Origin of the sequence: Microcoleus sp. T3_A4 (genome assembly GCF_036700465.1) — a bacterium.
Taxonomy (GTDB): Bacteria; Cyanobacteriota; Cyanobacteriia; order Cyanobacteriales; family Microcoleaceae; genus Microcoleus.
Map to the genome: position 1 here is coordinate 29,197 of NZ_JAUBOY010000001.1, position 22,038 is coordinate 51,234.

The following is a 22,038-nucleotide window of genomic DNA, read 5'->3' on the forward strand; positions in this document are numbered from 1 at the left end:
CGGGTTAAAGAGTAAAGAGTACAACAGGGGTAAAATTAGGTTATTCTCTTTAGTCGGCATCCAGCAGACATGGTTTGTATAAACCTGCTTTCAACCGCCTTCTTATCTTTTCCCACTCATTCATGATATGATAGGCTGCCAAAGGTTGCGTTTGGTATGACCTATGAAAATCCTCCACGGGACTTGGATTCCTCAAGCAGAAGAGAATTTTATTCAACCTGGAACGTTTTATATTTGGGTTGAAACCACTGAAAAGAAAAAACAGCCTGCTAAGGTTCATCCCCGACAATTGGAGACGGCACAGTTAAGAGAGTTTCTAACGAAAGAAGCCGGGATTCAACTGCAACCAGTCAGCAATACAAGTGCGATGGGGCGAGAATACGCGATCGCCCCTCGGTATTTTTTACTGCCCACTGCCGACAGCCAGCCGTTGCCATCTTTAGAACTAGCACGATATTTAGAGACAGAGTTACCCGAAACATTTGAGTTGGAGTATTGGGAAGTTGATTGTGTGTCCATCGCCACCCACACTTTGACTAAAGTATTGAACGATCTGCATTTTTTGGCACTCTACGATTTAGCAGAAGTTCAGTTTGGTTCAGACTTACTATTTTGGTATCACTACACCCAAAGTTTTAAGCAAATTGTTCTGAAAGATCATTATATTCCGGCGTTGCGCTATCGAGAAACTGCTCCGATCGCGATCGCACCCATCGAAACATCCGAACCCGCTGAGAAAGCCACGCGCGGGCGTAAGAAAGCGGGCGAGACAAAAACCAAAACAACTGCAAAAACTCCAAAAACAACTGCCATAATTGCACCCAGCTTTGAGATTTATCCGGGATGGGAAATTGTTTCAACACAGTACGAAAATGATTTACAACGCTATGTTGAATGGATGCCTTTAGTTTGTGTGTCCGGTTTTCGGAAGCTCCAGCTACAAGATACACCAAAATTCTACGATCGCGAACGGTTGCTGCGGCATTTTTCCGAGTGTGCGCTCGCGGAAATTGTCACTCAAACCCCCATCCCAGCATCGTTTGAAAATAAGATTGCGGATTCTTTACTCCAAATCTGCCTCAACCAAACACGAAAAATCGCGCGAGTAAGCCTTGAACAATACCGGCAATGGCAAACCTGGCGCGATCGCATTACGCGCAATCAATCTGCTGACTCATTCTCCCTCTGCTTTCAACTACAATCCCCCGAAAACCCCGAACAGCCTTGGGTTTTAGAGTTTCAGGTGGCTGCGAAAAAAGACCCATCTCTGCGGATGCCGTTGCAGGATTATTGGCGATCGCGATCGAGTCAACAAAAACAGTTGCAAACACAATTCGGAGACAACTTTGAGCAACATTTGCTGACAAATCTCGGCTACGCTGCCCGCATTTATCCCCAACTTTGGCAAGGGTTAGAAACCGACAAACCTGCTAACATTTCCCTCAGCTTAGATGATGCTTTCACCTTCCTCAGCGAGTCCGCTTGGGTATTAGAAGATGCCGGATACAAAGTGATTGTCCCCGCTTGGTGGACGCCGAAGGGACGACAACGGGCGAAGATTCGCCTGCAAGTCAAAGGGAAGGGCAGCAAGAGCGCTGCAATCAAGGGCAAAGGATTGTTTTCGGCGGATTCCTTGGTGGAATATCAATATGAATTGGCGATCGGGGGTGAACGGGTTAGCGAACAAGAATGGCAGGCGTTAGTAAATAGCAAAACACCGCTGGTGCAGTTCCGAGGACAATGGATGGAACTGGACAAAGACAAGATGCAGGAGATGCTAAATTTTTGGCAAAAACATCGCGAAGAAAACCCTGATTTGAGCCTGATTGACTTTATGAAGTTGACGGCAGAAGGAGAAGCTAGTGAAGAGTTAGAGGTGGAGCGCGATCGGGCTTTATCGGATATGTTGGAGAAGCTGAGCGATAAGAGTCGGTTAGAGTTAATTGCAGATCCAGCAAAGTTTCAGGGCAAGTTACGGGATTACCAAAAGCGCGGCGTTTCTTGGTTGAGTTATTTGGAAAGTTTGGGACTAAATGGCTGTCTTGCCGATGATATGGGTTTGGGTAAATCGGCGCAGGTAATTGCTCGATTATTGCAAGAGCGGGAAGTTTTATCTACTACAAAAGAGACCGAAAAAAAGACAGAAAAAGCGATCGCACCTTCGGTTCTCCCCACGCTGCTAATTGCGCCCACATCCGTAGTTGGTAACTGGCAAAAGGAAATGGAAAAATTTGCTCCAGAATTGCGATCGCTGATTCACCACGGCCCTCAACGTTTGCAAGATGCCAAAGCATTCAAAGCCGCCGTCCAAGGTTGCGATATGTTGATTACTTCCTTTACCTTGGTGCGAAAAGATGAGAAGCTGTTGAGCAGCGTAGCGTGGCATCGCGTGGTAATTGATGAAGCGCAGAATATTAAAAATCCGAAAGCGGCGCAAACCAAGGCGATTTTAAAGTTACCCGCTACCCATCGACTAGCATTGACTGGAACACCCGTAGAAAATCGATTGCTGGATTTATGGTCAATTTTTAATTTCCTCAATCCGGGCTATCTGGGCAAAGAGGCACAGTTTCGGAAGTTGTTTGAGATCCCGATTCAAAAAAATGGGAGTCGCACGCAATCGGCAGCGCTCAAAAAATTAGTGGAACCCTTTATTCTCCGGCGCCTGAAAACCGATAAGTCGATTATTCAGGATCTCCCCGACAAAGTTGAGCAAAAACTCTACTGCAATCTCACCCGCGAGCAAGCTTCGCTTTATGAAGCGATTGTGAAAGAGGTAGAAGAAGAAATTGACGCGGCGGAAGGGATGAAGCGCAAGGGGATGATTTTGGCGACACTGCTGAAGCTGAAGCAAATTTGTAACCATCCGCGCCAGTTTTTGCAAGATGAAAGTGAGTTTACACCAGAGCGATCGCACAAACTGGAACGGCTGATCGAGATGATTGAGGAAGTCAAAGCAGAAGGCGAAAGTTTATTGGTATTTACGCAGTTTACAGAACTGGGAAGCGCGTTGGAAAAATATATTAAACAAACGCTACATTACAACACTTACTACATCCACGGGGGAACCAGTCGCGAAAAACGGGAACGGATGATTTCAGAGTTTCAAGATCCAGAGTCTGAACCTTCGGTATTTATTTTGTCACTGAAGGCGGGCGGCGTGGGAATTACGCTGACAAAAGCCAATCACGTGTTCCATTTCGATCGCTGGTGGAATCCGGCGGTGGAAGATCAGGCGACGGATCGGGCGTTTCGGATTGGACAGGAAAAAAATGTGTTTGTGCATAAGTTTGTGGCAATTGGCACTTTGGAAGAAAAGATTGACCAAATGATTGAGGACAAAAAGAAATTGGCAGGGTCAATTATTGGTGCGGATGAGTCGTGGTTGACTGAGTTGGATAATGAGGCATTTAAGAAATTAATTAGGCTCAATAAAAATGCGGTTCTAGATTAGGAGAAACCAAAAAATATGTCACAATTTACTCGAACTTGGTGGGGCAATAAATTTATCGATGCGTTAGAAAGATTGACAGATTATGGACGACTCGGAAGGGGACGTTCCTATGCACGAAACGGCAAGGTAAAAAGCTTTGGCATGAATGATGGGTTAGTGATGGCACAGGTGAGAGGCTCGGTTAATCCTTATTTTGGGGTTTATAAGGAGCCTCTGTACACAACTCAAATTGAGTTTGAGCCAATTAGTCAGGAAAAGTGGCAAATGGCGATCGCCCAAATGGCATCAAAAGCCAGCTTCATTTCTCGGCTGCTGCTCAACGAAATGCCCGACAACATTGAAAATGCTTTCTCACCCCTAGGATTGCACCTTTTACCCAGCAGCCGCGAGGACTTTAAGACTACTTGCTCTTGCCCAGACTATAGCAATCCCTGCAAACATATTGCCGGAGTTTATTATTTGGTGGCGGCCGAATTGGACAAAGATCCATTTTTACTGTTTGAATTACGGGGGCTTTCTAAGGAAGTGCTGCACCGCGAATTGGCAAAAACGCCTTTGGGAATGGCGCTTTCTGCCGAGTTAACGGCGGATGCAGCGGCCCCTGTGGCGGTGGATTCCTATTACACGCGGGCGATCGCCAGTGAGGCGCAAACGGTCAGCCTGAAAGAGTTTTGGCATGGTGCGAAGCGATTACCGCAGACGATTGAGGTGGCAGCGCCAAGTGGGGTAAGTGCGATCGTGGTGAAGAAACAGGGAGATTTTCCACAGTTTTGGCACAAGGATGGTTCGTTTATTGAGGCGATGGAAGAACTGTATTTGCGGGTGAAGAAAAATAAGTAGTTGAGTGGACAATTTTGCTGCCATACTCGATCGAACTCTTGCAAAAACTTTAACTCGAAGACTTCATCGATTTGGTACAATAATCGTGCTCATCATATCAGCTTTACCAGCAACTAAAATCATAAGATCGTTATTTGATGATTTTAGACTATAATTAAGTTAGTGCGACTGTTAAAAAAGTAGACTTTTTAGTTACAGCAAGCTTTGGCAATTTCAAATTAGAATCTAGCATTAACTGATGTTACCAAGAGAAGAACTGTTAAAAGGCATTGAAAACCGCGAATGTGTGGCGCGGGCGATCGACCAAGCGGAACAAGCAATTAAAACTTGGGAAGTTACTCTGACTGATTTTCTGTCGCCTCCAGAATTGGCGGACACTCTGACGGTATTTAAGCGCTTAACTGATGTGGAATTAGTGGCTTGGGGCGGCTACCCGCAAGCTGAAAGACAAAGAATTGCGATCGCGCGATCGGATATCCCGATCGACTCTGGTAGCGTTAACGTTGCTGCGGTAGAAATCGCTGGCAATTTCTTGTTCGATACAGCTTCTCACCGCGACTTTTTGGGGGCGATGTTGGGTACGGGAATTGTCCGCGAGAAAACTGGCGATGTGATTGTTTTGGGAGAACGCGGCGCGCAAGCCATTGTCATGCCGGAGATGGTAGAGTATTTGGAGATGAGTTTGCAGCAAGTGCGATCGGTTCCTGTACAAACGCGCCGCATTGAGTTGAGTGAACTCAAAATTAGAGAACCCAAAAAGAAAGAAATGACAACCGTGGAAGCATCCATGAGATTGGATGCTGTCGCTTCGGCTGGATTCGCAATGTCTCGCAGCAAAATGGCCGATTTAATTGGCAGCGGTGACGTGCGAGTTAACTGGAAAGACGTTACTCAAGCTAGTTATAATGTCAAGTCGGGAGATTTAATTGCTGTTACGGGCAAGGGAAGATTGGAAATTGGGGAAGTTGCTGTTACTAAAAAAGAACGCTATCGAGTCCAGTTAACTCGGTATTTGTAATTCTCGGAATTAGTAATTGGGAATTGGGAATTGGGAATTTTTTTCCCTGTTCCTTTTTCCCTATCTCGGCTAAATGGGTTAAATCTCGTATACAATCTGTTGCCGAACTTTCCTAGAACCCACCTCGGTTAAATCCGTTAAATCCCGTAGACGACTTCCTTCGTAATTACGCTTTCGCCCGAAACACCTTTTCTACCGACTTCACCAAAAGTTCTCGCGGCATCAATCGAGGCATATTTGCAATAATTTGATTGGGAATTCCCCCTGTCACAACATTAGACTCATTTTTGTCTAAAGCTTTCAAAGCATCTCGCACTACTTCCGCTGCGGGAACGAGTTTTTGCCCGCTGCTGGATGCCATTGATTTCGGAAATTCAGCTACTGCGAAAAAGTCCGATTCGGTCGGCCCTGGACAAAGGCACAAAACGCGAATTCCTAAATCTTTGTTTTCCGCCCAAAGTGCGTCGCTGAAACTTAAAACAAAAGCTTTAGTCGCTGCATACATCGACAAGTAGGGCATCGGTTGAAAAGCTGCGATGGAGGCAACATTGATGATACTTCCTGATTTTCGCTGCCGCATTCCCTGCAAAAATAAGTGCGAGAGTTCCACTAATGCTACAATATTTAGTTGCACCATTGGTAGTTGTTTCGCAAGCGGGCGATCGGCAAAAACACCGTAATCGCCAAAACCCGCATTGTTCACCAACAAATCAACCGTCCAACCTTTTTTAACAACTGCGTCAAATACAGCAGTTCCAGCGGCCGGTGCGGTCAAATCTTGAACGATAATTTCGACTAAAATATTGAATTCCTGTTGCAGTGTAGCAGCTAGCTGTTGCAATTTGTCTTCGGATCGAGCTACCAAGATTAGATTGTGCTGGCGTTTCGCTAATTCGGCGGCAAAGGCTGCACCAATTCCGCCAGAAGCACCGGTGATTAAAGCAGTCGGCATGAAATTAATTCGGATATTTGATGTGGGCTTTATATATTTTAACAATTATTTACACGGGAACCTGTAAAATAATTAAAAGGGAATAGGTGAGTTTTATGGCGCGTCTTACCGATCGAGCTTTTGAAATTTTGCGGGCAGAAGTTGACAAGTGCGCGGCGGCTGATAGTCTAGCGGGTGATGTCTACCGACGGATGGTAATCAAGCGGTTGGAGAAGTTACGATCGCAAAACGGCACTTTCGCCTCAAGAGAAGAAATCCGCGATACCTTCAAAGACGAATTTCCCAACTTCAGCGAACAAGCTCTCAAAGCTGCCGTCAAAGCCAACCGCCCGCCCGGATTGTTCGGTAAAATCATCTTTGCTGGGAGTTTGCTGGGAAGTGCTGCGGGGATAATTTGGCTGATTAATCTACCTTTTCCGATGATTCGCTGGCCCGTGGCGAAAACAATGCCGATGTTGTTGCTGCCGAGTTTTATCAGTATGGATAGCAATTACCGGCAGGCGATCGCCCTTGTGGAACAATCCGATCAACTAATCAATAAAGCCACGGCTGTCGCTGATTTTGACTTGGGCGAAATTAAAGCAAAAGAGGCGCAAAAACACCTCGACGCCTTGCCAGTTTGGTTTTTAGGTTATTATCCACAAACCTACTGCTCTTTTTTCGGCTGCCGTTGGCGGTTTACAGTCGATGAATTTCAAGCCGCCCGCAAAAATGTGGGGCGGATGGAGGCTCAGATTTTCCAGCAAAAAAATGCTTTTACTCAGTTAAATCAAGTCGAACAAACGCTAAAGGCCGCGAAACAGGAGTATCAGCAAGCCAAAACTGCTGCGGATAGACAAAAAGCGACGGTAAATTGGCAAAGTGCGATCGACCAACTCAATCAAATTCCCGCCGAAACCCTCGCAGGAGAAACGGCTAAGAAAACACTCAAAGCAGCAGAAAGAGACTTTCAAGCAATGGGCGGCGTCGCCACTGGTTCTGTGCAGGCTGACAACTTAATTGAAGCTGCTAAAGAATTTGCTCTCTCCGCCGCCGTCGCCTCCCAAAAGCCTCCCCATCCCGCCGCACAGTGGGAGCAAATAGCAGAATTGTGGCAAGAAGGAATTAACCGACTAAAATTGATTTCTGTCGATAACCCTGGTTATCTCGACGCTCAAACTAAACTCGCTGAATATCAAAAAAATTTAGGAATTACCCAGATTAGACTGGAAGCAGAAAAAGATTCTGCCAAAGCCTTGCAAGAAGCTAAAAGCTTGTTGGCAAACTTGCAAAAAGATGTGAATTCTCAAAATCCCGGTTACTCCCTCAGCCAGTTGCAACAAATTATCAATCAATTAGAATCTGTCAAACCCGGAACCACTGTTTATCCCGAATCCCAAAAATGGCTGCAATCTGCTCGCAAGAAACAGCAAGAATGGCAAAAGAATTAGTCAGTTGTCAGTTGTCAGTTGTCAGTCAACAGTTAACAGTCAACCGTCAACCGTCAACAGTCAACCGTCAACCGTCAACTGACAAATTACCAAGTCGGGTCAACATACAGATTGATTGTCACTTGCTTTTTCCCCGCAGGGATGCCGGAAATACAAGCACAAATTGTATCTCCGTCATCAATTTCTACTTCGCAAGCGTGACAAGAACCCATGAGACAGCCAGTAGGAATAGAAACCCCTGCACGTTTGGCTACATCTAGTAAAAGCTCTCCTGGTTCCGCTTCAACTGTCACGTTATCTGGTAAAAAACAAACTTTTGTCATTGAATTTGAACCTCAACTCTAATAATCAACAGTCAACAGTCAACAGTCAACAGTCAACAGTCAACAGTTAACTAATTAACCTAAAATATGCTTGATATCTAAATGCTTTTCCACAGTATCTGCTAGAGAGTCTAACAGAGCTTCTCGGTGTTCTCTGTAATTAGGAATACCAGTAGGCAATGCGCGGAGTCCCCGCTGCTGCCGCAAGTGATTTAACCAAGCTCGCCGCCAAGCTCCGTTGTCAAAGATGCCGTGCAGGTATGTACCCCAAATTGATTGAGAAGTATTAACAATGCCTAAACTAGCATCGTCAAATAGCGGTTGAGTCAAATCTGACTCTAGGATTTGCGTTTTTCCTTGATGAATTTCGTAACCGGAAACTGGCAAACCCGGTTGAGGATAGTTAGATGTTACGATGCGTTGGCGGGCAATTTTGTTCGGTGCCATCGCAGTTTTCAAAGGCAGCAATCCCAATCCTGGAAATTCTCCCCTTTCTCCCTCAACGCCTTCTTTATCCGTGATACTTTCTCCCAGCATCTGAAAGCCACCACAAACTCCCATGACTGTACCGCCAGCTACTAAATAATTTTGAATAGCTTTTGCCATACCTGTTTGGCGCAGCACGTGCAAATCGGAAATTGTAGTTTTAGAGCCTGGTAAAATTACGGCGTCTGGATGGCCTAAATGGTCTTTTGGGCTGACATATTTGACGGTGACGGAAGTTTCCGACTCTAAGGGGTCAAAGTCGGTAAAATTGGAAATTCGGGGCAGGCGGATGACCGAAATATTTATGTCGGTTTGAGAATTGGGAGAACGTCGATCGAGCAAATCGAGAGAATCTTCTGAGGGAAACACTTCGTCTATCCAAGGAATCACCCCAACTACCGGGATTCCAGTCCTTTCTTCTAGCCAAGTCAGACCCGGATCTAAGATCGATTTTTGTCCTCGAAACTTATTAATAATGAATCCTTTAATTAAAGCTCGTTCGTCGGGATCGAGCAATTCCAAAGTACCGATGATGTGAGCAAAAGCACCGCCGCGATCGATATCAACTACTAGCAAAGTCCGAGCCTTTAAATATTTAGCTACCCGCATATTTGTTAAATCGCGGTGTTTGAGATTAATCTCAGCAGGGCTGCCTGCTCCCTCACACACAATCATGTCAAATTCTTGCTTGAGAAATTCTAAAGAGTCCCGAATAGCTTGCCAGCCGATATCGAAATACTGCTCGTAATATTGAGATGCTCGCACATTGGCGATCGCCCGGCCCTTGACAATCAATTGAGAAGTCATGTCTCCTTGTGGCTTGAGCAAAATCGGATTCATCTCTACCCAAGGTGCGACGCCCGCAGCCCAAGCTTGCACTGCTTGAGCGTAACCAATCTCTCCGCCGGCCGCTGTGACATAGGAATTCAGCGCCATATTCTGACCTTTAAACGGAGTTACCCGCCAGCCTCGCCGAGAAAAGATTCGACACAAAGCTGCCACGAGTAAAGATTTCCCTGCGTGAGATGTTGTTCCCACGACCATAATTGCTTTCATAATATTAAAAGAGAAGGAAGAAGGCAGAAGACAGAAGGCAGAAGGCAGAAGGCAGAAGGAAGAGGGAAGAAGGCAGAGGGAAGAAGGCAGAAGGAAGAGGGAAGAAGGCAGAAGGCAGAAGGAAGAGGGAAGAAGGAAGAGGGAAGAAGGAAGAAGGAAGAAGGAAGAGGGAAGAAGGAAGAGGGAAGAAGGAAGAAGTAAAAAGTAAAAAGTAAAAAGTAAAAAGTAAGAAGGCAGAAGGCAGAAGGCAGAATCAAAAAAAATTCTGGTTTCTACCTTTTGTTTTCTGCCTTAAGATGACGGCTTATCTTCGTCGGATAGTTTCTCAGACTTGGATTCAGTGGTTGGTTTAGCAGTTTCGACTAGATTCTGATCGGGGGGATTCGGGGGACTCAATTCAGTTTGTTCTGCCTCAGAAGAGAGTTCTTCACCTGTAGATTCGATCGAGATCACTGATACTGAAACCGTTTCCACCTGCACGCTCAACCCAGGTTCTCCCGGTATTTCTATCTCTACAGGCGCTGCCATTTCCACCACAGTCATTTCTATAGATACAGCAGGGGCTTCTGCTTCCGGTATGCCGGCTGCTGCTTCCGGTTCACCAACTGCAGCCAGAGGTGTCTGGGTTTCCAGAGATAAAGCAGGGGCTGCTGCTTCCGGTTCACCAACTGCAGCCAGAGGTGTCTGGGTGTCAGCGGACGATCGATCTTCGATCGGAGTTTCCCCTATTTTGTCAAAACTCGCGATGTCTGCCGCCATCAACTCGGCCATTGCTTCAACATCGGTGGGAAACGGCACTCCAAGGCTTGTTTCCACAACAGTGTTGCTGCTTTCTGCGGCCACTTCCGCAGCCGCCTGGGCTAATTCGGATTCGAGAATTTGGTCGATAGCCGGTGCAGGAGTTGCCGTTATTTGAGATTCAGGTGCGATCGATTCTGGAGTCACTGAAGGTTTTGGCGTCTGCGGAGTTGCATCAGACTTGTTTTTACCCGCACCTCTTCCCAACATACCGCCGAGACTATTTTTGATATTGCCGAACAGACTTGCGAAACCGCCGGATTTTTTAGCTGGTTTAGGAGGAGTTGGGGCCGCCGCTGCCGCTGCCGCCTGCGACTCTTTAACGGCTGTCCTCCATTCTGTTTCCTCGTCAAAATCATCGGCTTCTGGCTGCTGTTGAGGCTCTGGCTGAGCCTCTGCTGGCTCCACACTTGGTGCAACGGCTATTTCTGAAATTTCTAGAGGTAGAGGTGGAGGAGTGAAGCTGCTGGCTGCTGATTCTGTTGGGGGTTGTGAAGTCTCAGCAGCAGGAGTTTCGACTGAAAACACTGGTATTTCTGCAATTGCAGGTGGTTTCGAGTCGGGGATTTTCAAGTCAGGAGCGATCGCACTTTCAGCAATACTTTCAGCTATGGGGGGAATCGCTGGCTGTTCCTCTAGCTTTACCTCGCCCTTATCCAGAGTGGGTGCTGGAACCACATCAGTTTTCGGTTTGGGCGATCGAACAAACTTAGGTTTTTTCGCTGCTGCGGGTTCTTTTTTCTTGGCAAACAAGCCAGCAAACGGCACGCCTGCTGCTGCCAAATTCGCCGACTGAGGAATCGGCGTTTGCTCAGCAACGGGCGTCACCTGCCGGCGCAAAGTCAGAGTTTCCCAGGCAAACCAGCCCAACATCGCCACGCCCGCCATTTGACCAAGCAGGAGAGCACCAGTAATTCGTCCCGCACAAGCCCATAAAATTAACGCATAAAAAAGCCCTACCCCGCTCCACGTAAAATCACTTTTGCGGTGCACTTCTGGAAAAAAGAAGGCCGCCATGTAAATACTGAAGCTGCCTAGACCGACCGCCAACGCCAGAATGTATGCAAGCATATTGTCGGTACCTCCGCTGTGTCAAATAACTTCTACGCGCTAATTCTACCTTTGAGAGAGACTCAACGGCTTCTTTCTCTAGGACAATTCTTGATTTTTAGGGAAGTTTGGCAATGCGCCGTGTATAGGATTTAACACGTTCAACGGATGTTGACGCCAGAAGTGCGAGTCAAGATTTCCCAATCTTCCCCACACCCCCTATTCTCATCACCCCCTATCCCCACACCCCCTATTCCCATCACCCCCTGCTCAGTGGTGATAGATGTCACTTAAACTATGCCCGTGCGATCGCACCAAGGGACTGAGGATGTTTATATGTTGTAGGTGTAAGAGGAATTATGCCCTAGGGCGTATGTATGGGAGACAATGCCATGTTAGAAAAACTATTATTAGCTGCCGGCTTAACCTTATCGCTTCAAATATTTCCCGGACTAAGCACTTCCGCGCCGTTACCGAAAAATTTGGTATTGCGATCGAGCGATCGGCCGGCTCAAACCCAGAAACTTCCGATCGTTGCAGTACCTGCAGGCATCCAGCCGAATGTCCAATCCTAATGATACGTGCCAGCTCATACGTGCAAATGCGATCGGACTTAGGCAGAGCCTTTCTAATATTTTTTTCGAGTTCTTCTCTTTATGTGAGTGTTCACAACTCATCAGTTTGTAGTAAGGGCTTTAGTCCTCATTAATATCACCTAATAAGGACTAAAGCCCTTACTACAAACCGTAGGCCAATAATTAGTAGTATATAGAACATTAATCCCCATAAAATACTAAACAAATCTCAACATCAGGCTGTCTTATAGAGACATTCAAACCTTAAAAAACTTGGGAAACCTTGAGTAAAGGCTCAAAATAGATATATGATGTCAAATTAAGCTTAAAGCTAATAAGCACATTGACTATTAAATCAAGGAAAGTGAAAATGGGACTTAGCGATATTCTCTTGAATGAAAACCACAGAGAAACTTTTGTTGATGACTGTGTAAAGTTGATAGACCAACAAGTTGCAGCAGCGCCGGGATTGGGTGGTTTGGCTCTTAAAGCTGCCTACTCTACTGTCAAGGGGATACGGGCTGACTATTGCGCCCAAGTCCTCGATCAACTTCTGCCAGAAATCTCGATCGCACTCGATCCGATGTGGACTGAAGCCGTAAACAATGGCAACCCAGTAGAATATCTAGCCCAAAGAAAAGGTGAAGTAGCAGACGAATTGCTCCAGATAAGTGACAAAAGGGTCGAGAAAAGCACAAGATCGATGGTTAAAGGCGCCTATGCCAAACTCCGCCCCTCAGCTAAGACTTACGTGGAAAACGGAGTACCGGATTTAGCCGAAATTATTAATAAACATAGTGCGGCCTGATAAGTGAGCAACGGCTAAAAAACAGAATACCCAGATACCCGGCTTCTTCAAGAAATCGGGTATCTAAAATCAGACTTATTCGTAAGTTTGCCGTTAGGAGGGAGAGTCCTAATTTTATGCTTATCCATTGCCAACTACCCATTGATTGGCAGCCAATATTTTCAACATCGCCTGTCCGGTAATTCCCAACCCCAATAACATTACAAACATCGCGCTAATCGCAGGCAGAAATTTGACTGCTGTGATCTGTTTGGGCAGTTTATCAAAATTTCGTTTGGCATAAACTAAGATTAATCCGATCGCACTCAGCACTAAAGCCAATCCCAAACTAAACGCCACCACTAACGTCATTCCCAAACCAACATTGCCCAAAGCCGACGCGCTCAACAGCATCACCAAAGCGGAAGGACAAGGCAACAAACCGCCGGAAATTCCCAATGCTAATAAGCTTTTCCAAGTAATAGGATCACCGTCAGCACCGGGCGGCAAATGCGAGTGAATCCGGCCGTCTCCGTGATGGTGGTAGTGGTGAGATATATCGGGTTTTACAGGCTTAAATTCTCGCTCCCAACTTCCTCTACTCAAAAGATTTACTGGTTCTTCACATTCCGCATTAAGGACTTTAGTCCTTAGAAACCAGTTTTTATTAAAAACTTTACTTTTAATTTTTTTGAAAACTTCAGTCCTAACTACCAACCTCGTCTTAATTTTTGATAATAAGTTAAGCCCGATCAAGGCTACTAATAAACCTGAGATTAAACTCAGCCAAGGATCTAATTTTTCTGGGTCAATTAAGTTAGAAGCAAACAAAGTAATTCCGCCCACCGCAAACACGCCGGCAGTGTGAGTAATTGTAGTCGTCGCTGCTAGAAATAAAGCGTGTATCGGAGTAGCCCGCGAACCCACTAAATAAGCGCCGACTATGGTTTTTCCGTGTCCCGGCGACATCGCGTGCACGCATCCCCAAGCAAATGCTCCCGCTATTGCTAGCAGCAAACTCCAACCTGAATCCCAGATTGATTCATTTCCCGCTAACAAAAAGTCGCGGTTTTGTGGCGTAAATACAAAGCTTTTTACAGCACCCGCTTGCACAATCGTGGCTTGGCAGCTAGCTGTCGGAACTTCGGGCAAAAACAGATTGTAATTAATCCGCAATTTCTCTGGTTTGGAGATGGAAATTGAGTCAGGTAAACCGGGGGTTTTATCTTGAGAAGGTGCGGGCCAGGTGTATTCTAAAATTAAGGTGCTGTGGGTATTGGGCTGCGGGATAACACTGGCGCTTTTAGCTGCTATTTCTAGCGGTTTTACTGCTACGGAGCCTTGAAGGTTGCTACTGTTGGTGAGGCGGATTTGTTTGCTAAAAAACTTTTCTAGCTGTGTTTGGTGGCTGCGAACTTCAGCAGGTTGTAGCTGGCTGTCTCGATTGTCGTCGGCGAAGTTTATTAAACCGGTTGGGAAAGTTAATGTTATTTCGGTTTGCAAATCGTTGACTACTATTTCTGCTACGGATAAGTCTGACCAGTGCGAGTAAACTGGTCTGGTTGAGGTTGTTAGTAATAAGGAAAGTGTCAGGAAAAATAGGATAAATAATTGGGGAATTCGGTTTATTTTGTACTGCATAAATACATCTTTTTCGGTAGTTTTTTTTTTTGTGATTTTTAAGGCGATCGATCTTTTCGTGAGTCCCACAGTCCGCCGGGGATTGAAATCCCCGTCTCATAGCGAAAGTCGGTTGAAACCGACTGAATAGCTAATCAAATTCAACAATTGCGGATTTCAGTCCTATGCAAGAGGACTTAAGCTTTGAGGCAGGGGTTGAAACCCCTGGCGGATTGACCCAATGGCGAACTTTGCCGAGTTGCAGCTATTAGCTAATCTCAAAATTCATAGCTTCCCAAGCCCAATGCTTGGCGAGCTCGATCGTCAAAAGTCGGGTCAATTTCCTTGGACTTTTGAAAATAAGCGCGAGATTCGGTATCCTTACCTAAAGTCCGGGCGATCGCACCAGCCCGGTAAAACATCCCCGCATCCCGAATCCCCGATCGCACTATTTCGGCCATCACTCGATCAGCCTTTTGCCATTCCCCAGCGGCGGAAAGCGCCCAAGCCAAAGTATCCAGCGTCGCCGCATCCCGCCGAATTTTCACCTCCTCCTGCATTAACGCCAGCGCTTCCGTGACATCCTGCGATCGACCTTTTTCCAGCAGCAAACTTGCCAAATCCCTGCGGTGGCCAAAACCCCCAGATCCAGAAACCTGTTCCTGTCGCAGCCCAGCTTCTGCTTTGTCACGAAGTCGCCGGGATTCGATCGCATTTCCCTGCAAATCCTTCACCCTCGCCATACCGCGATCGACAATGCGATCGAACACAGTCGCAACCCCGCCAGAATACGCAGAAACCTTGCTGTAATAGCCTTCCGCTTCCCGATAATTGCCCTGCCGCGTCTCCAAATCCGCCAAATAAATCAGCGCCAGCGGGTATCGCGGCACCAACCGCAGCGCCTCCAAAAACAGCGCTTTCGCCTGCACAAACTGGCCACGACGCGCGTAAAATCGACCCAAGAGCGATCGGGCCCGCGCCGAACCACCAACCTCTCCCGGTTCCTCCGCCGCCATTGCTTGGCGGTAATCCTGCAAAACCTCAGCATCTCGGCCCTGAGACTCTCTCACTAAAGCTCTCAAAGTGAGAGAACCCAAGTTCGGAATCCGGTTAACTAAAGCTTCTGCGGCTGCATTTGCCTCGCTCACTTTACCCATCGCTAAGTGAGATGTAACTGAAAGGGCGATCGCATCTTCATTATCAGAACCCACCTGTTTAGCAAAGCGCAAAGCAGTAGCAAAATCGTGTCTTGCCTCAGCAATTCGAGCTAAAACTAACAGCGCACCTTGGTTGTCAAAAGGTAAATCGGCGATCGACCTTTGAGCCGCTTGTTCTGCCAATAAAAACCAACCTCCCTCCCCTGTTGCGCGAGCCATTTTTAAATAAGATCCCGCCAGCGCCGCCCGGTTCAAACCGCTGCGGGAATCAACAGCCAACCGCTGCTGGTAAAAAGCAATCTCTTGCTGAATTGCTTCCTTTTGATTGGGATTATTTCTCAAACTTTCCGAAAAATGATAGCGGTAATTAATATCGAGATTTTTGGGATTTTGGCTAGAAAAATTATCTAAAATAAAACGCAAATTAGGCGGTAAATTCACTACTACCATCCCAACTAAAGGAACCGCTATCAGCAGCCACCACGACAAATTATCCGATTTTATTTCCGGTTTAGTTTTAGTTTTCATACATCCGCGTTAATCAGCGTTCATCTGCGGTTAAAAAAAGCATTTTCTATCAGTCATTAGCCAAGAAGCAATGACTAATGACTAATGACTAATGACTAATGACTAATGACTAATTAGGCAAAGCCAAATAAGGAAAATTCCGTTCTAAAGGTTTGTGTCCCTGAGCCGGATTTCCCGGAGTTCCGTTATATGAAACATTATCGCCAACCGGAGAACCCACCAAAGCTCCCAGAGTAATATCAATAACGTCGTCCATCAGCATACGACCTCCGATCAAGCTTCCTTGAGCATTTGTAGCGCTAGCGTAGCCGCTGGTTTTTGTGGTATCAATCCGCATGACATCGGGTAAGAAAGCTCCGGCGATCGCATTTGGATCGACATTATCCCGACCGTCCAAAAGATCCACAGCATTCAGAGTAGCAACAGCTTCCTGACGCACCGGAGCAGCAGCAGCGCTTAAATCAGATCTCGGAGGAATATTATTGAATGCTTCCAGATAAGCGGGAGTAACTATTAAACCCTCATTAATTGCAGGTCTGGCCAAACGCTCGAATTGTTTGAAACCGCCAGCTCCGTCTCTGATAGAAACAGTTGACCAAACATCAAAAGTATTCGCCCCACTTCCTGCTTGCAAAAACGCTTTCGGAACGCGCACGGCAATTGTATTGACGTTGTAACCTTTAGTAAAGTCGATCGCTTGATTCGGTTGCTTAAAAGCAGTGCGCGGCCCTGTTCCCAAAGCTGCGGCGCGAACTCGGAAAAATTGTTCGACATCAAAGAAAAACGGGTCTTCGCGTAAACCCGCAAATACAGTCAAGTTAGAACCGCCCACAGGTACTGTATTCAAAACAGCATTAGAATTCAGCGGAGTTGTGGCAATTAGCCCGCCGTTAACTGTAGTCTTAGTAGTTGTCTCCGAGCCGTTGCGAACAACAGTTACAGCTACCGCTTGCATACCTTGATTGTTAGGCGGACTGAAGGCAAACCGCAAGATAATATCCGAGCGTCCAGTAGGTGTAGAATTCACGTCACCTACTTGCGTGATGTGAAATTGGTAGAGGGCTGTAGTGCTGAAATAATATTGATAACGGGCTACAGACCTGGGATTTGAATTCATGGTAAATACTAAATCCCCGTCCGCAGCCCCGGAGTTTTGGTCTTTTTCGCGATATACATACAGGTCAGTTAAATTGACCGCGCGACCTTTGATATCTACTTCGCCGTCGTCGTGGTCAGAAGCGACAATTATCCCTGGAGTTAATAGAGCAATTAGAGCTACTTCAATAGCTAGTATGGTTCGGCGAATTTTTTTTGTGAGCTTCACAGTTAGCACCTTTATGTCAATGAAATTTTTGCACAAATTAATGGTAAATAACCCGCATTCGCGGGTTTTACTTTTGTAGCAACAGGTTGAAATCTGTCAACCTGTCGGGCTTTTGCGCTATTGCTGAGCCTTCTCCTATTGGTGGTATACGAAGGTTTGGCAATTTTGGATCTGTGCTGCCAGACTAATTTATGTAAAAAAGTGGGTAATTAAGGATTTACTCGTTCCCGGACTATTCTTGGAAATGCCCGATCGGAGACACATCCTCCCTCGCTCTACAAGAGACAGAGCATCGCTTATATGGGTTTCCAGACTCTTCTTGGGAGCGATCGAACAAAGCTTGGGAACGAGTGAATGGCGCGGTTTTGACTCTTCACGCTCAGGGATTTTTTCGTTCTGCATAAAGCGGATTGGTAAGTCTCCAAAAAATCACTAATTAGGTGGTAAAATCCAAGATGACTTGGGATTTTTACAATTCAAAGCACGACAAAATTAGCCTGAAAAGGCATCCTCTAGCTTGTACCCCCAACTTCAAACTTACAATTATGTTCTGTAGTGATATACGCCGAATTGTTAATTTTGGATCTGTGCCGTCAAAACAAAAATTTTGGGTACACTGAAATGACAGGCCAGAAGTCAGGCGATGAATCGCTGCTTTTAGTGCAGATTGCCCGGAAAGACCAAACGGCATTAGCTAAACTTTACGATCGCTACGGTCGCCCAAGTTACGCTCTCGCTTACAAAATCCTGGGTTCGGTAGAAGAAGCTGAAGAAGTGGTAATCGATGTTTTTTCCCAAATTTGGCAAAAAGCAGCAACTTACGATCCTTCTCGCAGTCGAGCAGATACGTGGTTGTTCATGCTGACCCGCAGTCGTTCCCTCGATCGCCTGCGAGCGATCCAGCGAACAGTCCGGGCTGCTGAAGCTTGTCTGGAAGAGGCTAAAATACCCATCTCTAGCGTTGCAGAACCGATGGAAGATGCAATGTTTAAAGAACGCAGGGAACAAGTCAAAGCAGCCTTAGAAAAACTGCCAAAGGAACAGCAACAGGCGATCGAACTCGCCTACTACCAAGGGCTGACTTGCGCGGCGATCGCAGCTAAAACTGGTATCCCGACAGGTACAATCAAAACCAGAATTCGGTTGGGTATTTCCAAATTGCGTCAAGCTTTGAGCGAACATTTTTTTTAGATGGTCAAAAAACAAAATTTAAGTTGTTTAACCTCAATCTAAAATTATGGCCTCTCCAATCATCCATCTTGAGTGCGAGGGCAGCAGACCAATTTCCAGTTTAAAATCAACCTAGGCTGAATTACAATTAATGGCGGAAAACAGATGGAAATGATGCCAGACGAGGAATATAAAATCCTTGCAGCCCTTCAAGCTCTCGATATCCTCGACGAGTCAGAACGCGGCGCATTTGCAGAGAAATTGAAAGAGTCCGCAGAACTTACAACTGAATTAGCTGCTTTGGAATCAACAATTGCCGCGATCGCCTACACAGCCCCCCCAGTTCCAGTCGCCCACGACCTCAAAAACCGCCTGTTACAGCGCATAGCCGAACTGCCACCAACCCAGGCAGAATCAGCCAATTTAAAGCCAATTGTTACCTCTCCAACGGAGAACAAGGCTCCATCTTTAATCGTGCGATCGAATGATGTCAAATGGAAATCTTATGGAGTTCCGGGAGTCTCATTTGGCAAGCTTTATATTGACAAAACAAATCGCCAAATTACCTGCTTGCTGCGACTCGAACCGGGAGTAACATTTCCCCTGCACCGACACGCTGCCTCGGAGGAAGTGTTTGTATTAGAAGGAGACTTAATTGTAGAAGGGGAAATTTGCCATCAAGGCGACTACATTCGATCGGTTCCCGGTTCCATACATTCCTCCCTCACACAAGGGGGATGTTTGCTGTTAATGAAAACTTCTATAGACAACGAAATGCTCGTCTGATATTATGTTTGTTGAATTACCGACAGCTTGGAGGGCGGGTTTATGTAGATTTTTAGTTAGAATTACAGATTGTCGGTGAAACCAGCCCCTACAATTATTTTGGTTAATTTACCAGACACGCTCTAACTCAAAAACACCCGTCTTGCTCCGCATTCTGCGGTTAAAAATGCCAAATATATTACATAATTTCCATGCTAAATTACTCGCGTTTAACTGCTGTTATGTCCGCCGTTATTATACAATTTGTACCCAGCAACCAAAGCGCGATCGCCCAAGAACGCGAAGGATGTTTTCTGGTTAATTCAGTGGGAGAAGTAATTAACTTAAATTTGTTGTGTTCGCCTCAAGAATCCGACATTAAGCTGACAGGAAACGATGGGAAATTTCTCGAAGACTACAAACGCTTAGCAAAAAGCTACTCTCCCGAAGCAACGGATAATTTACTGCAAGCCATCCAAAGGGCCCCTGGTCAAAAAATTGCGGCCGCTAAAAGAATGTGTGCGGAAGCAAAATCGGGAGTTTCTCTGCCGGAAGTTAAATTAAGAGCGATCGGGCAAGCTGTCAGTATCGAAAATCCAACTGTCAAAGAAAGTTTTCTGGCGGATGCCGATATTATTACTACTCTTGCCGCCAACCATTATTGCCCGGAGTTAGCCAGTAAGTAATATCATGAAATTTGGAGAGACACGCTAAGCGAGCATCTCAGTTTTGCTTTTACTATCCCTGTGCGATCGTCCGCCTCCCACTCCTAAACAATACTTGTTACAAAACTGAGATGCTTCCCACGGTAATGCCGCGTCTCTACTTGCAGCAACGATCCATGAAATTACCGGAAATGAAACATTTAAAATCAAGTTCCGCCGACTTGCGGGATTTATTCAAAGACAGCATTACAGTTAAATATCTCGCGGAACCGCTGAAAGCTGTCCCCGCTTGCGAAGACGCAGCCAAGTTGCGATCGTGGATGGAGGCCCGCGATTTTGACGTGCTCGGTATCGAAGAAAACGGCACGGTTTGCGGCTATGTAGAACGATCGCACTTAAAGACAGGCAAGTGCAGCGACTACCAGCAAATTTTTCACCCCTCCCAATTAATTGCCGCCGCCACTCCTTTGATGGAATTGCTGCCGCTGCTGCGAGAAAAACCGAGATTATTTGTATTAGAAAGCAACAGGATCGACGGGATCGTTACCTGCGGCGATTTGCAAAAAGCACCGGTGCGGATGCTGCTGTTTGGATTGGTGACGCTTCTGGAAATGAATTTATTGCGGATCGTGCGGATTTACTTTCCCCAAGATTCTTGGCAAAAATTGCTTAAGGGCGATCGCATTTTAGCCGCCAAACACCTATGGGAAATGGGGCGATCGCGAAATGAAGCAATTGACTTAATTGATTACCTGCAATTCTGCGACAAGCGAGATTTAATCCTGACTTCTGCTGAAATAGTCGATCGGCTGGGGCTCAAATCCAAACGCTACGGGGAGCGTTTTTTAAAGTCAGCAGAAGCATTGAGAAACAAATTAGCTCACGCTCAAGATTTAATTAACGGTTCTTCTTGGCCGGAAGTAATTTTTTTAGCTCAGGAAATAGAAGCGCTTTTGCAGCGTTGCGAAGAAATTGAAATGGCTGCACCTAATGAGGTAGAGAGCATTTAATCCTCGTCTCTTAGAGAGATATTTTGTTTATTGAGTCGCCATTTCAATCGGCTATTTTGATAGAGGAAGGTGCGCCGAAGCGCACCCTAAATTTAGTTTTTAATTTTTAGTTTCCTGTTCGTATACTGAGGAACCCAGCCTTGAGCAGTGGTGTAATACTGCAAGGCTTTCAAGTACAACGACGGAGTGAGATAAAACCAATGTTCGGTATTGGCAGGCACTTTAATGTATTCTTCAGCTTGCAGCATTAATTGTACCTGAGAGCCGTTAGAATACACAAACCCAAAAACGCATTCCCCAGCTAAAATGTGAAGAACTTCTGCATCTGTGTGGGTATGAGTGCGATGGCTTTGAGTCATCAGCGCGTAAATCTGCTGCGAACCTGGATGCAGCACTTTTAAGTCGCACCACCGATATCCGCTGGCGCGCTTAAACTGTTCAAACTCGCTATTATATGCTGCGAGAATCTGCTGTTTTTCTGTTACATTGAGAATGTCTTGAACTAGCAGTTCTTGAAACGCCGGATTTTCGTTTGTGGGCAGGGAATCGATCTCAATATTTAAAACTGCCAGTTGACTCGCAATCGCCCGGATATCCGTATATGTTCTACCGTCTTCTAGTTGCAGAACAGCCATATTACCACCTAATTTGTTGAGCTTTGAGGGAAATTTAGTTTCCATTTTTAAGCTGCTGTTTTAAGCTTTGGTCAAAAACTAAACTCCTGCTTATTTTCAATAATAGCCGATCGCTAAAATCCTATATCTACCTTCATAATCATCAAAGAATTACCACACATGAGATGATTTGTTGAGTTATTTAAGTTTTATTTCTAATTCTCAGATTGGGGCTGGGAATGCAGATCCATAGGCTGTGGCTATTTTTTAGGGTTCGATGTTTAAACGGGCGATGGGTAAAACACCGCCTACAGCATGAAAAGAAAGAAACACAGCCTCAATCTATAAAATTCCCGTCAGATTAGCTTACAATACAAGACTAAAGCTCAAAATTACGGCGCAGCCTAATTGCTGCT

At 45.9% G+C, this 22,038-nt stretch carries 19 protein-coding genes; 11 read left to right on the forward strand and 8 right to left on the reverse strand.

Annotated elements, in window-relative coordinates:
• The first annotated feature begins 163 nt into the window (after positions 1-163).
• The 3 genes from QUA07_RS00145 to QUA07_RS00155 all read left to right on the forward strand — a co-directional run bounded on the left by QUA07_RS00145 (position 164) and on the right by QUA07_RS00155 (position 5,312).
• The gene (locus tag QUA07_RS00145) at positions 164-3,454 is read left to right on the forward strand and encodes a DEAD/DEAH box helicase (RefSeq protein WP_333321407.1); all 3,291 of its coding nucleotides are present in this window, start codon (positions 164-166) and stop codon (positions 3,452-3,454) included.
• Between the two features lie 15 nt (positions 3,455-3,469).
• Positions 3,470-4,294: an SWIM zinc finger family protein gene (locus tag QUA07_RS00150; RefSeq protein ID WP_333321409.1), complete on the forward strand. Its 825-nt coding sequence runs from the start codon at positions 3,470-3,472 to the stop codon at positions 4,292-4,294.
• Positions 4,295-4,532: 238 nt separating this feature from the next.
• Positions 4,533-5,312, forward strand: coding sequence for a photosystem II S4 domain protein (locus QUA07_RS00155; RefSeq protein ID WP_333080757.1), 780 nt, complete (start codon positions 4,533-4,535; stop codon positions 5,310-5,312).
• A 166-nt stretch (positions 5,313-5,478) separates the two neighbouring features.
• Here the strand turns inward: QUA07_RS00155 and QUA07_RS00160 are convergent, their stop codons facing one another.
• A complete protein-coding gene (locus QUA07_RS00160; protein WP_333321412.1) occupies positions 5,479-6,264 on the reverse strand; it encodes an SDR family oxidoreductase in 786 nt (261 codons plus the stop codon).
• Between the two features lie 95 nt (positions 6,265-6,359).
• Here QUA07_RS00160 and QUA07_RS00165 point away from each other — a divergent pair, with 95 nt between their 5' ends.
• On the forward strand, positions 6,360-7,694 hold the full coding sequence (locus QUA07_RS00165) for a hypothetical protein (RefSeq protein WP_333321414.1): 1,335 nt from the start codon (positions 6,360-6,362) through the stop codon (positions 7,692-7,694).
• Between the two features lie 86 nt (positions 7,695-7,780).
• Here the strand turns inward: QUA07_RS00165 and QUA07_RS00170 are convergent, their stop codons facing one another.
• Together QUA07_RS00170 and cobQ are read right to left on the reverse strand one after the other, a co-directional pair.
• A complete protein-coding gene (locus QUA07_RS00170) occupies positions 7,781-8,017 on the reverse strand; it encodes a 2Fe-2S iron-sulfur cluster binding domain-containing protein (RefSeq protein ID WP_333321416.1) in 237 nt (78 codons plus the stop codon).
• Between the two features lie 75 nt (positions 8,018-8,092).
• Positions 8,093-9,559: a cobyric acid synthase CobQ gene (gene cobQ / locus QUA07_RS00175; RefSeq protein WP_333321418.1), complete on the reverse strand. Its 1,467-nt coding sequence runs from the start codon at positions 9,557-9,559 to the stop codon at positions 8,093-8,095.
• On the opposite strand from cobQ, the gene QUA07_RS00180 reads away from it, so the two are divergent.
• Entirely contained in the window at positions 9,524-9,760 is a 237-nt protein-coding gene (locus QUA07_RS00180) for a hypothetical protein (protein ID WP_333321420.1), read from the forward strand. The two genes, cobQ and QUA07_RS00180, sit on opposite strands and share 36 nt — an antisense overlap.
• A 90-nt stretch (positions 9,761-9,850) precedes the next feature.
• Here QUA07_RS00180 and QUA07_RS00185 read toward each other — a convergent pair whose 3' ends face one another.
• Entirely contained in the window at positions 9,851-11,428 is a 1,578-nt protein-coding gene (locus QUA07_RS00185) for a Ycf66 family protein (RefSeq protein ID WP_333321422.1), read from the reverse strand.
• A 371-nt stretch (positions 11,429-11,799) separates the two neighbouring features.
• On the opposite strand from QUA07_RS00185, the gene QUA07_RS00190 reads away from it, so the two are divergent.
• Entirely contained in the window at positions 11,800-11,982 is a 183-nt protein-coding gene (locus QUA07_RS00190) for a hypothetical protein (protein WP_333080764.1), read from the forward strand.
• A 370-nt stretch (positions 11,983-12,352) separates the two neighbouring features.
• Positions 12,353-12,790 carry a DUF6918 family protein gene (locus tag QUA07_RS00195; RefSeq protein ID WP_333311384.1) on the forward strand — a complete coding sequence of 146 codons (438 nt, stop codon included), beginning with the start codon at positions 12,353-12,355 and terminating at the stop codon, positions 12,788-12,790.
• Between the two features lie 120 nt (positions 12,791-12,910).
• Here the strand turns inward: QUA07_RS00195 and QUA07_RS00200 are convergent, their stop codons facing one another.
• The 3 genes from QUA07_RS00200 to QUA07_RS00210 all read right to left on the reverse strand — a co-directional run bounded on the left by QUA07_RS00200 (position 12,911) and on the right by QUA07_RS00210 (position 17,398).
• Entirely contained in the window at positions 12,911-14,410 is a 1,500-nt protein-coding gene (locus QUA07_RS00200; protein ID WP_333321426.1) for a HoxN/HupN/NixA family nickel/cobalt transporter, read from the reverse strand.
• A gap of 257 nt (positions 14,411-14,667) precedes the next feature.
• Positions 14,668-16,074: a tetratricopeptide repeat protein gene (locus QUA07_RS00205; protein WP_333321430.1), complete on the reverse strand. Its 1,407-nt coding sequence runs from the start codon at positions 16,072-16,074 to the stop codon at positions 14,668-14,670.
• Between the two features lie 109 nt (positions 16,075-16,183).
• Positions 16,184-17,398: a DUF4331 domain-containing protein gene (locus QUA07_RS00210; RefSeq protein ID WP_333321433.1), complete on the reverse strand. Its 1,215-nt coding sequence runs from the start codon at positions 17,396-17,398 to the stop codon at positions 16,184-16,186.
• Positions 17,399-18,019: 621 nt separating this feature from the next.
• Here QUA07_RS00210 and QUA07_RS00215 point away from each other — a divergent pair.
• The 4 genes from QUA07_RS00215 (at position 18,020) to QUA07_RS00230 (ending at position 21,008) form a co-directional block, all read left to right on the forward strand.
• Positions 18,020-18,589, forward strand: a complete 570-nt coding sequence (locus QUA07_RS00215; RefSeq protein WP_333321436.1) for a sigma-70 family RNA polymerase sigma factor — start codon at positions 18,020-18,022, stop codon at positions 18,587-18,589.
• Between the two features lie 144 nt (positions 18,590-18,733).
• Positions 18,734-19,354 carry a cupin domain-containing protein gene (locus QUA07_RS00220; RefSeq protein WP_333321438.1) on the forward strand — a complete coding sequence of 207 codons (621 nt, stop codon included), beginning with the start codon at positions 18,734-18,736 and terminating at the stop codon, positions 19,352-19,354.
• A gap of 191 nt (positions 19,355-19,545) precedes the next feature.
• On the forward strand, positions 19,546-20,019 hold the full coding sequence (locus tag QUA07_RS00225; RefSeq protein WP_333321440.1) for a DUF732 domain-containing protein: 474 nt from the start codon (positions 19,546-19,548) through the stop codon (positions 20,017-20,019).
• 11 nt (positions 20,020-20,030) lie between these two features.
• The gene (locus QUA07_RS00230) at positions 20,031-21,008 is read left to right on the forward strand and encodes a hypothetical protein (protein ID WP_333321442.1); all 978 of its coding nucleotides are present in this window, start codon (positions 20,031-20,033) and stop codon (positions 21,006-21,008) included.
• A gap of 92 nt (positions 21,009-21,100) precedes the next feature.
• On the opposite strand, the gene QUA07_RS00235 is transcribed toward QUA07_RS00230, so the two are convergent.
• Positions 21,101-21,688, reverse strand: coding sequence for an acireductone dioxygenase (locus tag QUA07_RS00235; RefSeq protein WP_333321444.1), 588 nt, complete (start codon positions 21,686-21,688; stop codon positions 21,101-21,103).
• Between the last annotated feature and the right edge of the window lie 350 nt (positions 21,689-22,038).